This is a genomic window from Variovorax sp. V35 (assembly GCF_041154465.1).
GTDB classification, from domain to species: domain Bacteria; phylum Pseudomonadota; class Gammaproteobacteria; order Burkholderiales; family Burkholderiaceae_C; genus Variovorax; species Variovorax boronicumulans.
This window is the reverse complement of sequence record NZ_AP028666.1, coordinates 3,350,642-3,365,038: the sequence shown is the minus strand read 5'-3', so window position 1 is coordinate 3,365,038 and position 14,397 is coordinate 3,350,642. Positions and strand designations below refer to the sequence as shown.

General features: G+C 67.8%; 14 protein-coding genes. 4 read left to right on the top strand and 10 right to left on the bottom strand.

The window, feature by feature from the left end:
* The first annotated feature begins 13 nt into the window (after positions 1-13).
* From ACAM42_RS15515 to ACAM42_RS15500, 4 genes are all read left to right on the top strand, one after another.
* Entirely contained in the window at positions 14-910 is an 897-nt protein-coding gene (locus tag ACAM42_RS15515) for an SPFH domain-containing protein (RefSeq protein ID WP_369632559.1), read from the top strand.
* Between the two features lie 45 nt (positions 911-955).
* A complete protein-coding gene (locus ACAM42_RS15510) occupies positions 956-1,159 on the top strand; it encodes a hypothetical protein (RefSeq protein ID WP_062474617.1) in 204 nt (67 codons plus the stop codon).
* Between the two features lie 83 nt (positions 1,160-1,242).
* Entirely contained in the window at positions 1,243-2,055 is an 813-nt protein-coding gene (locus tag ACAM42_RS15505) for a substrate-binding domain-containing protein (RefSeq protein ID WP_369632558.1), read from the top strand.
* A 70-nt stretch (positions 2,056-2,125) separates the two neighbouring features.
* Entirely contained in the window at positions 2,126-2,860 is a 735-nt protein-coding gene (locus tag ACAM42_RS15500; RefSeq protein ID WP_369632557.1) for a transporter substrate-binding domain-containing protein, read from the top strand.
* A gap of 154 nt (positions 2,861-3,014) precedes the next feature.
* Here ACAM42_RS15500 and ACAM42_RS15495 read toward each other — a convergent pair whose 3' ends face one another.
* From ACAM42_RS15495 to ACAM42_RS15450, 10 genes are all read right to left on the bottom strand, one after another.
* The gene (locus tag ACAM42_RS15495) at positions 3,015-3,422 is read right to left on the bottom strand and encodes a hypothetical protein (RefSeq protein WP_095947556.1); all 408 of its coding nucleotides are present in this window, start codon (positions 3,420-3,422) and stop codon (positions 3,015-3,017) included.
* Between the two features lie 72 nt (positions 3,423-3,494).
* Positions 3,495-5,732: a M1 family metallopeptidase gene (locus ACAM42_RS15490; protein WP_369632556.1), complete on the bottom strand. Its 2,238-nt coding sequence runs from the start codon at positions 5,730-5,732 to the stop codon at positions 3,495-3,497.
* A gap of 655 nt (positions 5,733-6,387) precedes the next feature.
* Positions 6,388-7,704: an MFS transporter gene (locus ACAM42_RS15485; protein ID WP_369632555.1), complete on the bottom strand. Its 1,317-nt coding sequence runs from the start codon at positions 7,702-7,704 to the stop codon at positions 6,388-6,390.
* Between the two features lie 47 nt (positions 7,705-7,751).
* The gene (locus ACAM42_RS15480) at positions 7,752-8,858 is read right to left on the bottom strand and encodes a porin (protein ID WP_369632554.1); all 1,107 of its coding nucleotides are present in this window, start codon (positions 8,856-8,858) and stop codon (positions 7,752-7,754) included.
* 56 nt (positions 8,859-8,914) lie between these two features.
* Positions 8,915-9,883, bottom strand: coding sequence for a 2Fe-2S iron-sulfur cluster-binding protein (locus ACAM42_RS15475; RefSeq protein WP_369632553.1), 969 nt, complete (start codon positions 9,881-9,883; stop codon positions 8,915-8,917).
* Between the two features lie 23 nt (positions 9,884-9,906).
* Positions 9,907-10,959: a Rieske 2Fe-2S domain-containing protein gene (locus ACAM42_RS15470; RefSeq protein ID WP_369632552.1), complete on the bottom strand. Its 1,053-nt coding sequence runs from the start codon at positions 10,957-10,959 to the stop codon at positions 9,907-9,909.
* 11 nt (positions 10,960-10,970) lie between these two features.
* The gene (locus ACAM42_RS15465) at positions 10,971-11,192 is read right to left on the bottom strand and encodes a recombinase-like helix-turn-helix domain-containing protein (RefSeq protein WP_062474598.1); all 222 of its coding nucleotides are present in this window, start codon (positions 11,190-11,192) and stop codon (positions 10,971-10,973) included.
* A gap of 30 nt (positions 11,193-11,222) precedes the next feature.
* The gene (locus ACAM42_RS15460; RefSeq protein ID WP_369632551.1) at positions 11,223-12,386 is read right to left on the bottom strand and encodes an FAD-dependent monooxygenase; all 1,164 of its coding nucleotides are present in this window, start codon (positions 12,384-12,386) and stop codon (positions 11,223-11,225) included.
* A 32-nt stretch (positions 12,387-12,418) separates the two neighbouring features.
* Positions 12,419-13,405: a tripartite tricarboxylate transporter substrate binding protein gene (locus ACAM42_RS15455; protein WP_307693878.1), complete on the bottom strand. Its 987-nt coding sequence runs from the start codon at positions 13,403-13,405 to the stop codon at positions 12,419-12,421.
* 14 nt (positions 13,406-13,419) lie between these two features.
* Positions 13,420-14,391, bottom strand: coding sequence for a VOC family protein (locus ACAM42_RS15450; protein WP_062474592.1), 972 nt, complete (start codon positions 14,389-14,391; stop codon positions 13,420-13,422).
* Between the last annotated feature and the right edge of the window lie 6 nt (positions 14,392-14,397).

Here is a 14,397-nt window from a genome sequence, read left to right as displayed (position 1 = left end):
ACAGGAGGCCTTCATGCACGAGCAGACCCCGTCCATCCCTCGCCCGGTCCGCAGGGAGCGGCCGTACCGGTCCGTCAACGGATACGGCATCGTTGCCGTGGCGCTGCTGATCCTTGCGGTCGGCGCCTGGGTTCTCGTGCGGCGGATGATGCCGCTGCCCCTGAGCATCTTGCTGATCGTCGTCGGCGTCTCGCTGCTGCCGGGCCTGTACATGCTCAAGCCCAACGAGGGCATCATCCTCACGCTCTTCGGCAAATACCAGGGCACCGACCGCAGCGAGGGCCTGCGCTGGACCAACCCGTTCCAGTCGGGCCAGAAGATCTCGCTGCGCGCGCGCAACCTGAACACGCCGCCGCTGAAGGTCAACGACAAGCGAGGCAACCCGGTGGAGATCGGCGCGGCCGTGGTCTGGCGCGTGCACGACACGGCGCAGGCCGTGTTCGAGATCGACGACTACAACAAGTTCGTCGCCATCCAGTCCGAAGCCGCCATCCGCCACCTGGCCACGCTCTACGCCTACGACAGCGGCGACGACCTGCTAAGCGACGAGGTCACGCTGCGCGCCGGCCTCGACGTGGTGGCCGATGCGCTCAAGGCCGAGCTGAACCAGCGCTTTGCCAGCGCCGGCGTCGAGGTGCTCGACGCCAAGCTCACCCACCTGGCCTACGCGCCCGAGATCGCCCAGGTGATGCTGCGGCGCCAGCAGGCGGTGGCCATCGTGAGCGCGCGGCACCAGATCGTGGCGGGCGCGGTGGGCATGGTCGAGGCGGCCCTCAAGGGGCTGTCGGAGCGCAACCTCGTCGTGCTCGACGACGAGCGCAAGGCCTCGATGGTGTCGAACCTGCTGGTGGTACTGTGCTCGGACCGCGAAACCCAGCCCGTGGTCAACACGGGCACGCTCTACACCTGATGCATCCACGGCACCTGATCACCGCCGCCACGTCGTTGTTCCCTGATGGCCAGTCCCGGTAAGAAGTCCTACCCGCTGCGCATCGATCCGGCCCTGTGGGCCGAGATCGAGCGGCTGGCGGCCCAGGAGCTGCGCAGCGCGAACGCGCAGGTCGAGTTCCTGCTGCGCGAAGGGCTGGCGAAGCGGGGGCGCCTGCCGGCGGCGGCGGCGCCCGCCAAGGACGCGGACCCGCCCAAGCCCTCGCGCTAGTAGTAACCCCGAATTTCCTGAAGGCCGATTGACAGCCTCGGCCCCTACGATGGGACGGCACCCTTCATCAGGAGACACACGCCGTGACCACCTTCGCCCTCCGTTCCGCCCTGACCCGCCGCGCCGCCCTGGCGCTGGCCGCCTCCTTCGCGCTCGCCGGTTGCGTCAGCACCCCACCCGCCGCCACGGGCGACATCCACGTCATGACCTCCGGCGGCTTCACCGCCGCCTACAACGAGCTGCGCCCCGGCTTCGAGCGCAGCACCGGCCGCAGCGTGAAGACGGCCTACGGTGCGTCGATGGGCAACGCCAGCGATTCGATTCCCAGCCGCCTGGGGCGCAACGAGCCCGCCGACGTCGTGATCCTCGCGCGCCCCGCGCTCGATGCGCTGGTGGCGCAGGGCAAGGTGGTGGCGGGCAGCCAGGTCGACCTGGTGCGTTCGTCGATCGGCTTCGCGGTGCGCAAGGGCGCGCCCAAGCCCGACATCGGCACGGTCGATGCGCTCAAGCGCACGCTGCTCGCGGCGCCGTCGATCGCCTACTCGGCGAGCGCCAGCGGCACCTACTACGAGACCGAGCTGCTCAAGACGCTGGGCATCGAGGACCAGGTCAAGCCCAAGAGCAAGCGCATCCTGAGCGAGCGCGTGGGCACGGTGGTGGCGCGCGGCGACGCGGCCCTCGGCCTGCAGCAGGTGAGCGAGCTGTTGCCCATCGAGGGCATCGACTACATCGGCCCGCTGCCCGCCGAGGTGCAGCGCGTGACGGTGTTCTCGGCCGGCGTGGCCACGGCCTCCAAGCAGCCCGAGGCGGCGCGCCAGCTGATCCGCTACCTCAACGCGCCGGCCGCGGCGCCGACGATCGCGAAGACGGGGCTGGAACCCCTGTCGGCACGCTGATCCGGCGCCCCACGGCCCGTAAACTGGCGCCCTTCATCCCCTCCTTCCGCCTTCCCGACGAACGGACGCCATGACCACATCGCCCTCTTCCGCCCTCGTGACCGCCTTCGCGCCCAGCGGCACGCTGCGCGCCTCGATCAACCTCGGCAATCCGATCCTGGCCAACAAGGACGCCACCACGGGCGAACCGGTCGGCGTGTCGATCGACCTGGCCCGCGAGTTCGCGCGGCGCCTTGGCGTGGGCATCGAGCTGGTGGTGTTCGAGAAGGCCGCGGCCTCGGTGGACGCGGTGAAGAACGAGAAGGCCGACATCGGTTTCTTCGCGGTCGATCCGGCGCGCAGCGAAGGGCTGCGCTTCACGGCGCCTTACGTGCTGATCGAAGGCAGCTACCTCGTGCCCGAATCTTCTGCGCTGACCGACAACGCGCAGGTCGATGCCCAAGGCCACCGCATCTCGGTCGGCTCTGGGAGCGCCTACGACCTGTTCCTCACGCGCGAGATCAAGGCGGCGGAGATCGTGCGCCTCCAGGGCGCGGGGCCTGCGCTCGCTGCATTGCGCGCGGGCCAGGTCGAGGTGGCGGCGGGCATTCGCCAGCTGCTCGAAGGCGAAGCGGCCCGCGCGCCGGGTGTGCGTGTGCTGCCGGGGCGCTTCATGGTGATCCAGCAGGCGATGGGGACGCCGGCCAGCCGGGGGGCTGAGGCGCAGGCGCTGCTCTCTTCCTTTGTCGAGGAGATGAAGGCTTCGGGCTTTGTGGCCGATGCGTTGAAGCGCCATCGCATCGAAGGCGCGATCGTCGCGCCCTGATCGATCGCGCTCGTTCAGGGCGCGTGCACAGGCCACTGGGTACTTCCCTCCGCGAATGTCCCCCGGGGCTTTGCCCCTCCTCCTTGATTTCGCTGCGGGAAGTACCCAGTGTCCTGCGCACGCTGGGCGCTGTCCTGATGGTGGTGGCGGCCGATCAGAGCTTGTGGGCCTCCACCGGTCCCTGCGAATAGAACAGGAAGTAGCCCGTCTGGGTCTTGAAGCCGTTCTTCTGCCAACCGGGCGGCACCTTGAAGATACCGAGCTGGTCGCTCGAGATGCCGACGAAGGACGTGTTCTCCGTGTCGGTGGTGATGCGGCTCCAGCGTTCGCGCGTCACCGGCTGCAGCTGCATCTTGGGTTCGCTCCATTCGGGGGTGCGTACCTTGTCGCGCATGATGTAGCGGTCGCCGTCGCGCTCGATCTTGACGACCTCCTTGAGCACGCCGTTGCGTTCGACGGCGTAGACGCCGACCAGTTCGGTCTCGGGCCCGCCGCGTGCGCCGCAGGCCGAAAGCAGTGACACGCAGGCCACTGCCAGCAAGGAATTCAGAAGAGTTTTCATGAGGTTCGAATGAGGTGACGCATGCGCCGCCGGGCGGCGCATGCGGGTTCATGAAAGAAGGTTCAGTTCAACTCAACGCTTCTGGTTCTCGCGCAGCGGCAGCTTGCCCTGGAAGCGCAGCGCGTGCGGGTACTCTTCCTTGCCGCCCGCGTCCACCGCCGCCATCTTCTGCTGGCTCAGCTGCGTCTTGGCGAGCAGCGGCGCCGGCAGGTTGAGCACGCCCTTGATCTGGTCGTACTGCGCCTGCGTGATGCGCCCCACGCCCAGCAGGCGGAAGGCATCGCGCTCGATGTTCAGCAGCAGCGGCTTGTTGCCCGCGAAGTTCTGCACATTGGCCAGCAGGTTGCTCCAGGACTGCGCGCTGTAGTTGCTCACGTAGTAGTCCTGCCCCGTCGGCCCGGCGAGCACCGCGGTGCAGCCCGGTAGCTCGACCTGCGTGGCGTTGTTCGACATCACGAAGGTCTCGCGCTTTTCCATCGCGTCGCCGTACGCCAGCGTGACGGGAATGGTCCACGTCGAGGCCGGAAACTGGTTCTGGTTGGGGAACGACTCCTGCGTGATGTTGACGTAGGTGCGGTCGCCGGCGCACTGCGCATCGACCGTGAGCAGCGGAATGCCGGTCTGGCGAATGAAGCTGTCGCCGATCTCGCTCACCTTCTTGCCGCCGGCGGCCTTCTCCAGCGAGGTCCACAGCCGCGTGGGCGTGACGTTGCCGAACGCGTAGTCCTTCAGGTAGATCTGCAGGCCCTTCTGCATCGCCTCTTCGCCGATGTAGTTCTGCACCATCTCCAGCACGTGGCTGCCCTTGTTGTAGACAAAGATCGCCGGGCTGATGAAGCCGAAGGAGCCCGCGTCGTTCAGGTTGCGCTGCACCGGCACGGCCGACGGCTTCAGGTCGGCCACGATCACGTTGTGCTTGTCGAGCACGTAGTCGGAGAAGCTGTAGTACTCGGGGTGGAACTTGATCGTGGTGCGCCGTTCGAACCAGCGCGCGAACGACTCGTTAAGCCACACGTTGTCCCACCAGTCGAGCGTGACGAGGTCGCCGAACCACTGGTGCGCCACCTCGTGCGTGACCACGGTCACCGAGTACAGCGTGGGCTTGTCGCCGGGCTTGGTGAGCACCGCGTCGGCAAACTCGAAGATCGCGCCCCAGTTCTCCATGCCGCCGAAGCCGGTGTTGGGCTTGTTGTCGTAGCTGTCGTTGGCGGCCACGGTGTCGAACTTCTTGAAGGGCAGCGAGATACCGGTGTACTTGTAGTAGTAGTCCATCGACACCTTGGTCCACTCCATCGCGAACTTGGCCCAGTCGGAGCGGCCCGGCGGCGTGAACCAGCGCAGCGCCATGTCGCTGCCGTCCAGCGGGTTCTTGAAGGTGTCGGCCAGGATGTCGAACTTGCCGCCGCCGAAGAAGGCCAGGTACATCGGCATCGAGGGCGTCTTCTCGAAGGCCACGCGCTGGTAGCCGTCGGGCAGTTTCACGGCCTCGGTCTGCGCGCCGTTGGACACGGTCTTCCAGTCGCCCGGCACCTCGGCCGAGATCTCGAAGGTGTGGCGGAAGGCCGGCTCGTCCCAGCCCGGGAACCACTGGCGTGCGAAGTTGGTTTCGCCCTGCGTCACGATGGCGTCGCTGCTCACGCCCTCGGGCGTGGACAGGCCCACCTTGAAGATGCCCGACGCGGCCGAGCACAGCGGGTTCTTCGCCATCACTTCCGGCGTGCAGTACTCGGCATCGGAGAACTGGATCTTGCCGTCCCACTCCATGTGCAGCAGGTACTTGCCCTTGGCGATCTGGCCGTCGTTCAGGCGCAGCTGCACGAAGTCGCCGCGCGTCTGCGGCGTGGGAATCAGCGGGATCGCCTCGCCCGGCTTGGACACCTTGCGCAGCGTGGTGCGCCCGCGCGCAAAGTTGAGGTCGTGCGCGGCGACGACGATGGCGTCGACCGGCTTGAGCACGTCGATCTCCACGTCGGCGCGGCCCACGAAAGTCTTGAGCGCCGCATCGGGGCGGAACCACAGCTTGTAGTTGACGGGCCAGACCGTGTCGGGCAGTTCCATCGGCCGGGCCGAACGATCGACCGCGGCCACTGCCGATTCGGGTGCGGCAGGCACGCCGTCGTCGGGTGTCTTCTTCGTGGTGTCGCCGCTGTCGGCCGCGGGCGCGTTGGCCAGCGACGGCGCGTTCAGGCCGGAGCCGCCGAAGGATGCGCCACCGCCGCTGTCTCCGCCGCCGCCGCAGGCCGTCAGCGCGGCAAGGGTCACGGCCGTGAGGGCCAGGCAATGAACGACAGGTGTATTCAGTGATTTCATGATCGCCTCTGGGTACTCTTGGTAAGGAACATGCGCCGCACCGCAGGCACCGGCGGATAGCCGGCGATGCGCGTGACGCGCGCGGGATGAGTGGAACGACAGACCGACAGGAAATGCGGGCAGCACAGCGCCCTCCCGGCGAACAAGCAGTTCGTCAGGAACGCAGGCTCAGGCCGGACCGCACCGCGTGTGTTGCGGTGGTCCCAGAATGCGCGGGGCGAGCGGCGCCATTCCCGTCAAGACGCGGGGTGTGGGGGGAGCGTGTGAACGCGGTGGGGTGTCGCGGGCCGGGCTCAGTGCCCGTGCATCGACGCGATGCGTTCACCCGTCAGGTGAACGGCCGGGGCCATGGCGAAAGCGATGGCGACGGCAAGACTGGCTGCGGCTCTTGTGGTTGATTTCACGCGCATTCCCTCGTCCGTTGAAGTGCACGCAGTTGTAGCTGATCGATGCAATGAGCTCAACGATCCGCGGAACTTTTCTCTCTCCAATTGTTCGCGCGCGATAGACCGAATGGCGTCATGACATGCGACGCATGCCATGCACTACGAAGATGGTTCTGCGCCCGAAACACCTGCTCACGCAGATGACAAAAACGCGGCGCCTTCACTGTGACGAAGCGGCCACAGTACGAAGGTTCAAGCCACGGCGAAGGCTACGAAAGCTGTGAACCAGAGACTGCAGCAGTGCGTTGCGCGCGCTCGCGCCACCACAGCAGAAAGCCGCACGCGAACACGACGACCTGCGTGCCGATGAGCAGCGCAAAGCCCGCGAAGAAACCCGCCGCCGACGAGGCCGCGGTGACCGCTGTGTGCGCTGCGCCACCACCATGCGACACCGCGGTGATCACGCCGCCCATCAGCGCCGGCATGAAGCCCGCCACGAGACTGCCCACGCCGTTGGTCACGCCGAAGGCACTGGCCGTGTGCTCGGGCCGCGAGCAGTGCTGCACGGTGCTTGGAATGGCCGGGCTCTGCAGGCCCCAGAAGAAGTTCGCCGCCACGAGGCACGTCGCGGCCATGTACGGGTCGCGCGCATTGATGGCCAGCAGCACCGACAGCGCCACGCCCGCGCTCGCGCCCATGAAGATGAAGGGCACGCGGTCGCGCCCGAGCTTGTCGATGAGCACGCCGCCCGTGAACACCGCGAGCACCGTCGCGTACTGCGGCAGCGACGCGATCCAGCCCATCTCGCGCAGCGAGAAGCCGCGCGCCTCGCGCAGATAAGTCGGCAGCCAGTTGCTGCTGCCCCAGAGATAGGCCAGCGCCGCCGAGGTCAGCAGCGTGATGAGGAACAGGTGCCGCGTGTGCAGCGCGCCTTTCACGATGCCCGCCACGCGCGACATCGCATCGCCCAGCGACGAAGGCTTGATGCCGTCGCCGTGCCCCGCGGGCATGCGCACGAAGGCCAGCACCAGCGGAATGCCCAGCACGATGTTGAGCACGCCGAGCACATGGAACGAGCTGTCCCACTCGAACTGCGTGAGCAGGTAGCCCACCAGCGGGTAGCCCACCGCCAGGCCCAGGCCCGTGCCCATGTTCACCAGCGCATTGGGCTTGCCGTTCTCGTGGCTCTGGAAGTGCGCCTTGATGTACGACGAGGCCAGCGAGAACAGCGGCCCTTCCGACACGCCCAGCAGCACGCGCGAGGCCAGCAGCAGGCCGTAGCTGTTGAACATCGGCGAGGCCCAGGTCACCACGCCCCACAGGATGAGGCCGTAGATCAGGCTGCGCCGCACGCCGAAGAGCGCCGAGCAGAACGGCGTGAGCACGAAGGCAGAAATGCCGTAGCCCAGCATGAAGGCCGTGGCCAGCAGGCCCTGGCTCACGCGGTCGGAGGCGTCGATGCCCACGTGCTTCAGGAAGGCCGCATCGGTGATCAGCACCGCGATGTTGATGCGGTCCACATAAGAGATCGCCACGATCACGAACAGCGTGATCACGCCGTACCAACGGAAGTTCTTGCTCTGCATGACCGGGGCTCTCTCTTGCGTGGATGGTGCGCGCTGTCTTGCCGCGCCTAGAACATGTGCCGCATGCCGAACTCGACGCCGCTGGAGGCGCGGTTGGGCATGGTGATGGCGCCGGCCAGGGCCTGCGTCGCGCCGTTCTTGTTGCTGATGCGCGCGATGGTGCCGTACACCGCCGTGCGCTTGGACAGGTTGTGCACGTAGCCGATGGCCAGCTTCGACGTCGTGGGCTCGCGCACCGCGTTGGCGGGCTCCAGCTTGTAGCGCGCGTACGAGGCCTTGATCTCGCCCGGCCCGATGGGCAACTGGAAGCCGACCAGCACGCCCTTGGCGTCGGTGCTGCCCTTCGATTCCTTGTACAGCTCGCTCGTGAGCTTGAGGTTCATGAGCGCCGCATCGAAGGTGTAGGACGCGCCCAGGTTGGTCACGCGCAGGTCGCCGGCGGCGTAGCGCGTGCGGCCGGTGGCCAGCGCCACGTTGAGGCCGCCGCTCTGGTAGCCGAAGCGCGCGCCGGTGTGCTGGCCGTCGCGCTTGTTCGACACCTGGGTGCCGGGCAGCACCGAGTTCGAATCGTTCTCGCCCATCGCGTACATCACCTGGCCGTAGAAGCCGCCCAGGTTGGCCGGCAGGAAGTAGCCGATGCTGTTCGAGGCGCGCGTGCCGGTGGGTGCCACCAGGCCGCCCAGGCCCGAGAAGTAGATCTGGTTGGCGCCGATGCCGCCGCCGGTGCCGAAGGGGTCGAAGATCGCGGTGTTCCAGAAGGCCGGCACGTAGTCGCGGCCCAGGCGCACTTCACCGAAGGGGCCGGCCAGGCTCACGGTCGAGCGGCGGTTGAAGCTCAGCACGCCGGGCGTGCCGTTGCCGCTGGCCTGGTTGTTGGAGTTCGACGGAAAGCCCGTGCCACTGTCGTTCTGCAGGCCCATCTCGAGCCAGAAGTTGGCCGAGTAACCGCCGCCGAGGTCTTCCGTGCCGCGAAAACCGAGGCGGCTGAACATGTTGCCGCTGTTGCCCAGCTGCGTCTTGTGGGCCGATCCGTTGCCGCTGCCGCGCGTGTAGACCACGGAGGCGTCGACGACGCCGAACAGCGTCACGGAAGATTGGGCCAGCGCTCCGCCAGCCGCGGTGGCCGCAGCCATCGCGATCAAGTACTTTTTCATTGAATGTCTCGGTTGGTTTTCTTCTCGGCCGTCTTGTGGGTTTTGGCCTCAGCTTCTCAAATGTCCAGCACCAGCCGCTCGCCCTTGCAGCGAGAGACGCAGATCATCATGGTCTTGTTGGACGCACGTTCGATCTTGGTGAGGATGCCGTCGTGGTGATCGACTTCGCCCTCGAGCACCGCCGTTTCGCAGGCGCCGCAGACGCCTTCCTTGCAGCTGTGGTCGGGGTTGAGGCCAGCGTCGATCAGGCTGTCGAGAATCGATTTGCCCGGAGGCACCTCGACGCTCTTGCCGCTCTTGGCGCACTGCACCACGCAGGTCTGCGTGGCGCTGGGCGCCTCCACATGCACGGCGGCGAAGCGTTCGATGTGGGCGTTGGCGTAGCCCAGTTGCTCGCAGCTCTTTTCGAAGGCGTCGAGCATCGGCGTGGGGCCGCAGCAGTAGTAGTGGCTGGTGGCGCCCTTGCCGCCCAGCAGCGACGCGAGGTCGGGCGGTGCGCCCTTCTCGTCGTCGAAGTGCCAGGTGAGCCGCACCGACTTCTCGGTGGCCAGCGCCTCGATGGCGTCGCAGAAGGCGGCTTCCTTGCGGGTGCGCGCGCAGTAGACGATTTCGACCGGTTGGCCGATGGCGATGAGCCGCTGCAGCATGCACCAGATGGGCGTCACGCCAATGCCGCCAGCCACCAGCACCGAGCGCTCGGCGCTCTCTTCCAGCTTGAAGTTGTTGCGCGGCGCCGAGATGGGCAGCGTCATGCCCACGCGCAGCTGCTGGTGCACGTAGCGCGAGCCGCCGCGGCTCTTGCGGTCGTTGAGCACGCCCACCACGTAGCGCTGGCGGTCGCTCGAGGGGTTGCACAGCGAGTAGCTGCGCACCAGCCCGTTGGGCAGGTGCAGGTCGATGTGGGAGCCGGCCTCGAAGGCGGGAAAGTCCACCGCCGGCGTGGCCGGCCGGAACTCGACGCTGACGATGCCGTCGGCCTCGTAGCGCATGGTGTGCACGAGGGCGTTCAGCGTGGGAGAAGACATGGCGATGCTCGCTTGCTTGCAGTTCAGGCCGTGGCGGCCTCGGCTTGCGCCAGCTGCGCCTGCGCGAGGTTGCGCATGTGGCGACGCAGGCGGACGATGCCCAGGTCGTGCTGGTACAGGTTCTCGTGCTGGTTGGCGTCGGCTTCCATCTCTTCGAGCATCACGCGGTCTTGTTCCAGCACGTGCCAGTGGCGCGCCTCGAGGCGGTTCTTGTAGAGGAAGCGCCAGGTGTCGCGCTCCCAGCCCGGCGACAGCTTGCGTGCGCGCCAGAAGAAGGTGGCCGTCATGCCATTCGCCATCGGCGAGAAGGCGCCGATGATGATGAAGTTGCCGCCGGGGCCGCCGGTCTTCGGGTACGGAATTTCCAGGCGCATCCAGTGGATGCCGGTGTCGGCCCACTCGGTCCAGTCGAAGTTGACGTTGCGCTGGCCTTCCTTCTCGAACACGAAGCCGATGTCGGTCGGGCGCACGCCGAACTTGGCGCTCGAGTCGCCCTCGGCCATCGAGTGCGACTGCTTGTGCAGGTAGGTGCCGTGCATCGGGTCCATCACGTTGTCCAGCACGTAGCGGTAGTCGCCCTTCCACTCCGTGTAGCACAGGAAGTTCGAGTACTCGGCCTCGTCGGTCAGCTGCTCGGGTAGCACCAGCGGCGGCGGCACGTCGACCGGCTCCTTCGAGTTGTAGAGGAACACCGCGCCCGCACGCTCCTGCACATGGAAGTGGCGCGTGGCGCGCGAGCCTTCGAGCTTGCAGCCGGGGCTGCCGGGCACGCGCGTGACCACGCCGTCGTGGCGCACTTCGACGCCGTGGTACGGGCACGAGAGCCGGTCGCCCAGCACCACGCCCTGCGACAGCGGTGCGCCGCGGTGCGGGCAGCGGTCTTCCAGTGCGTGCAGCACGCCTTCACCGTCACGCCACAGCGCGATCTTGCGGCCGAGGCGGCGCAGGGAGATGGGGTTCTCCTTGATGAAGTGCGAGGGGCAGATCGGGTACCAGAGGTCCTTCAGGCCGATCTCGAGCAGGTGGTCGACCGGATCGGCAGGGGCCGGTGCGACGGGATGGATGGCGATGGTCATGGTGGTTCTCCTCAGGCGGCCAGCGTGGCCATTTCCTTGCGGTACAGCGCCTCGGTCCATGCGAGGCCGCCCGGCGTGGCCAGGCCGCTGTCATTCAGGCGCTGCACGAGGCCCGGCAGGTCATGGATGCCGTCGGCGTAGGCGCGTTCGATCACGTCGCCCAGCAGGTCTTCGTAGGTGGTCGCGGGGCGCTGGCGCGCCTGGTGCGGTTGGAGAAAGCGGTCTTGTTGCATCGTGAGCCTCCGTAAGCGAGGGGAAAAATTTCAGGCAGCGGCAGCGCCCTGCGCCGGCACGCCCAGCGGCGCGGCCCAGGCGTCGTAGGCGTACACCCAGTCGGCGTTGCCGCCTTCGCGCAGCCAGTTGTTGCCGCGCGAGCCGAGCTGCACCTGGCTGGCGCGCTCGATGCGGGCGGCCTGGTAGGCCTGCAGCGCGGCGGGGATGCCGGCCATGGCCACGCCGTCGAGGTGGCGCGACAGCACCACGGCGTCTTCGATGGCCATGCCGGCGCCCTGTGCCATGAAGGGCAGCATCGGATGCGCGGCATCGCCCAGCAGCGCCATGCGGCCCTGCGCCCAGGCAGGCATGGGGTCGCGCTCGTACAGCGCGGTCTTCAGCACCGTGTCGCAGGCGTCGAGGAGCGCGCGCGCCTCGGGGTGGTAGGCCACGTACTGCTCGCGCAGCTCGTCGACGCTGCCCGGCGCGGTCCACGACTCGAGGTGCCAGGTGTCCTGCGGCGTGGTGGCGAAGATGAAGATGTCCTTGCCGCGGTTCAGCGGGAAGGTGACGATCTGGCTCTGCGGGTTCGGGCCCCACCACTTGGTGAAAGCGCCCAAGTTGGGCACGCCGGCCACGCGCTCGGCCGGCACCACGGCGCGGTAGGCGACGATGCCCGTGAAGCGCGGGCTCTCCGCGCCGAACATCGCGGTGCGCACGCCCGAGTGGATGCCGTCGGCACCGATCAGCACGCCCACGCGAGCGCTGGAGCCGTCGCTGAACGACAGGGTCACGCCGTTGTCGTCGGCCGCGATGGTCTCGGCTCGCTTGCCCAGCGCCACGCGCTCGGCGGGGAACATGTCGGCCAGCGCGGCCAGCAGATCGGCGCGGTGGATGGTGAGCTGCGGCGCGCCGTAGCGCTGTTCGGCCGAGTCGGCCATTTCCAGGCGCGAGGTTTCCTCGCCGCTGTCGTAGGTGCGGCTGATGCGGTGCGACGGGCGCGCCGCCGTCACGCGGGCGGCGTCGCCCACGCCCAGGCCGTCGAGCGCGCGCACGGCGTTCGGCGTGAGGTTGATGTCGGCGCCGACGCGGGCGAACTGCTTGGCCTGCTCGAACACGACCACGTCGTGCCCCGCACGGCGCAGTGCGATGGCGGCGACCAGGCCGCCGATGCCGGCACCGACGATGCCGATGGTGGATTCGCTTGTCTGCATGGTCTCTGTCTCTCTTTGTTCTTGGGCGTGGCTCACTCGGCCACGATGTTGCGGGCCTTGATGATCCGGGCCCAGACGGCCGTCTCATCGCGGATGTGGGCAGCGAACTCGGCGGGCTTCATGGCCGCGTCGGTCATGCCCTGTGCCTTCAGGCGCTCGCGCACGTCGGGCTGGGCCAGCATCTCGGCCGCGTCCTTGGCGAGCTGCTCGACCACCGCGGGCGGCGTGCCCTTGGGGGCCAGCAGGCCGTACCACGAGGTCACGGCGACGCCCTGGATGCCCTGCTCCGCCAGCGTGGGAATGTCGGGCGCGGCGGCGCTGCGCTTGGCTTCGGTCACGCCCAGCGCGACGAGCTTGCCGTTCTTGATGAAGGGCATGGTCGCGGGCAGGTTGCTGAACATCAGCGGCACCGAGCCGCCGAGCACGTCGTTGAGCGCGGGCGCCGTGCCCTTGTAGGGCACGTGCAGCAGGTCGATGCCGGCCTGCTGCTTGAACAGCTCGCCCGCCAGGTGCAGGCCGCTGCCCACGCCGGGCGAGGCATACGACAGCGTGTTGGGCTTGGCCTTGGCCATCGCCACCAGTTCCTTCGCGCTCTTGATGCCCGAGGCCGGCGAGGCCACCAGCACGTTGGGCGCCTTGGCGAGCATGGTGACGGGCACGAAGTCCTTCTCGATGTTGAACGGGAAGTTCGGCATCAGCGTCGGGTTGATCGTGAGGTTGCCGGCCGGCACCACGAGCAGCGTGTGGCCGTCGCCCTTCGCACGCTTGACCTTGTCGATGCCGATGTTGCCGGCCGCGCCCACCATGTTCTCGACCACGGCCGCCTGGCCGTAGCGCTTGGCCAGGCCGTCGGACAGGATGCGGGCCAGCGTGTCGACCGGGCCGCCGGGCGGGAACGGCGAGACGATGGTGAAGCGGTCGCTCGACAGCTGCTTGTGCGCGTCGCTCTGTGCGTGCGCGGGCAAGGCGATGGCCAGCGCCGCGGCGGCCAGCAGGGAGAAAGAAAAACGTCGTTGCATGAGGGTCACCGGGTTCACTTCTTTTCCGTCAGGAAAGCACCTTTCGGGCCTTCCGCGTTCTTCTGGCGGCGGGTGTGGCCATCGAGGCCGCCATCGACTGCCCATTCGGCGAACACGGTCGGGCCGGGTTCGAACTCGCGCGGCTGCCAGTCGGCGGTGAGCTGGTCTTCGTCGGCGTAGTACTCGATGAGGCCGCCGGCCGGGTTCTTGAAGTACCAGAAGTACGCCGACGACACCGGGTGGCGGCCCGGGCCCAGCTGGGTGTCCCAGCCGCAGCGCGAAAAATGCAGGCCGCCGCCGAACACCTCGTGGATGTCGCGCACGGTGAAGGCCACGTGGTTGAGCCCGCGCTTGCCCGAAGGAATCTGCAGCAGGAACAGGTCGTGGTGGCCGCCCTCGGGCGCGCAGCGCATGAACGCACCGCGGTTCGGGTAGCCGTCGGACGACACGAAGCCAAAGCGCTGCGCGTAGAACGCGCTCGTGCCCTTCACGTCGCTCACGAAGAACACGACGTGGCCGACCTCGATCGGCGTGGCGCGTTCGTAGATCGGTGCGGGCTGGTTCACGCGCGGCTTGGCGTTCCAGGTGTTCATGGCGCCGCAGTCGACCTCGACCGCGCGCTTGCGGCTGACCTGCAGGCGCACGGCCAGGCCGTTGGGGTCGGTGCAGCCGATGCGGCGCGCGCCGTCGACCGTGGTGTCGATGAAGGCCGGGTCTTGCGCGATGGCGGCGGCGTAGCGGTCCAGGTCGGCGTCGCTTTCCACGCCCCACACCACTTCGCGCAGCGTCGGGCCCTCTTCCATCGCGGGCGGCAGGCCGGGCTTGTCCCACGCCGCAACGACCACCTTGCAGCCGTTGAGGCACTCGAAGACGAGTTCGTCGGCGGCTTCGGACGTCAGTGAAAGGCCCCAGTCCTGGAAGAACTGGCGGCAGGCGGGCAGGTCGTCCGCGCCGTAAGTGATCTGGTCGATGCCAAGTACGCTCATGATTTT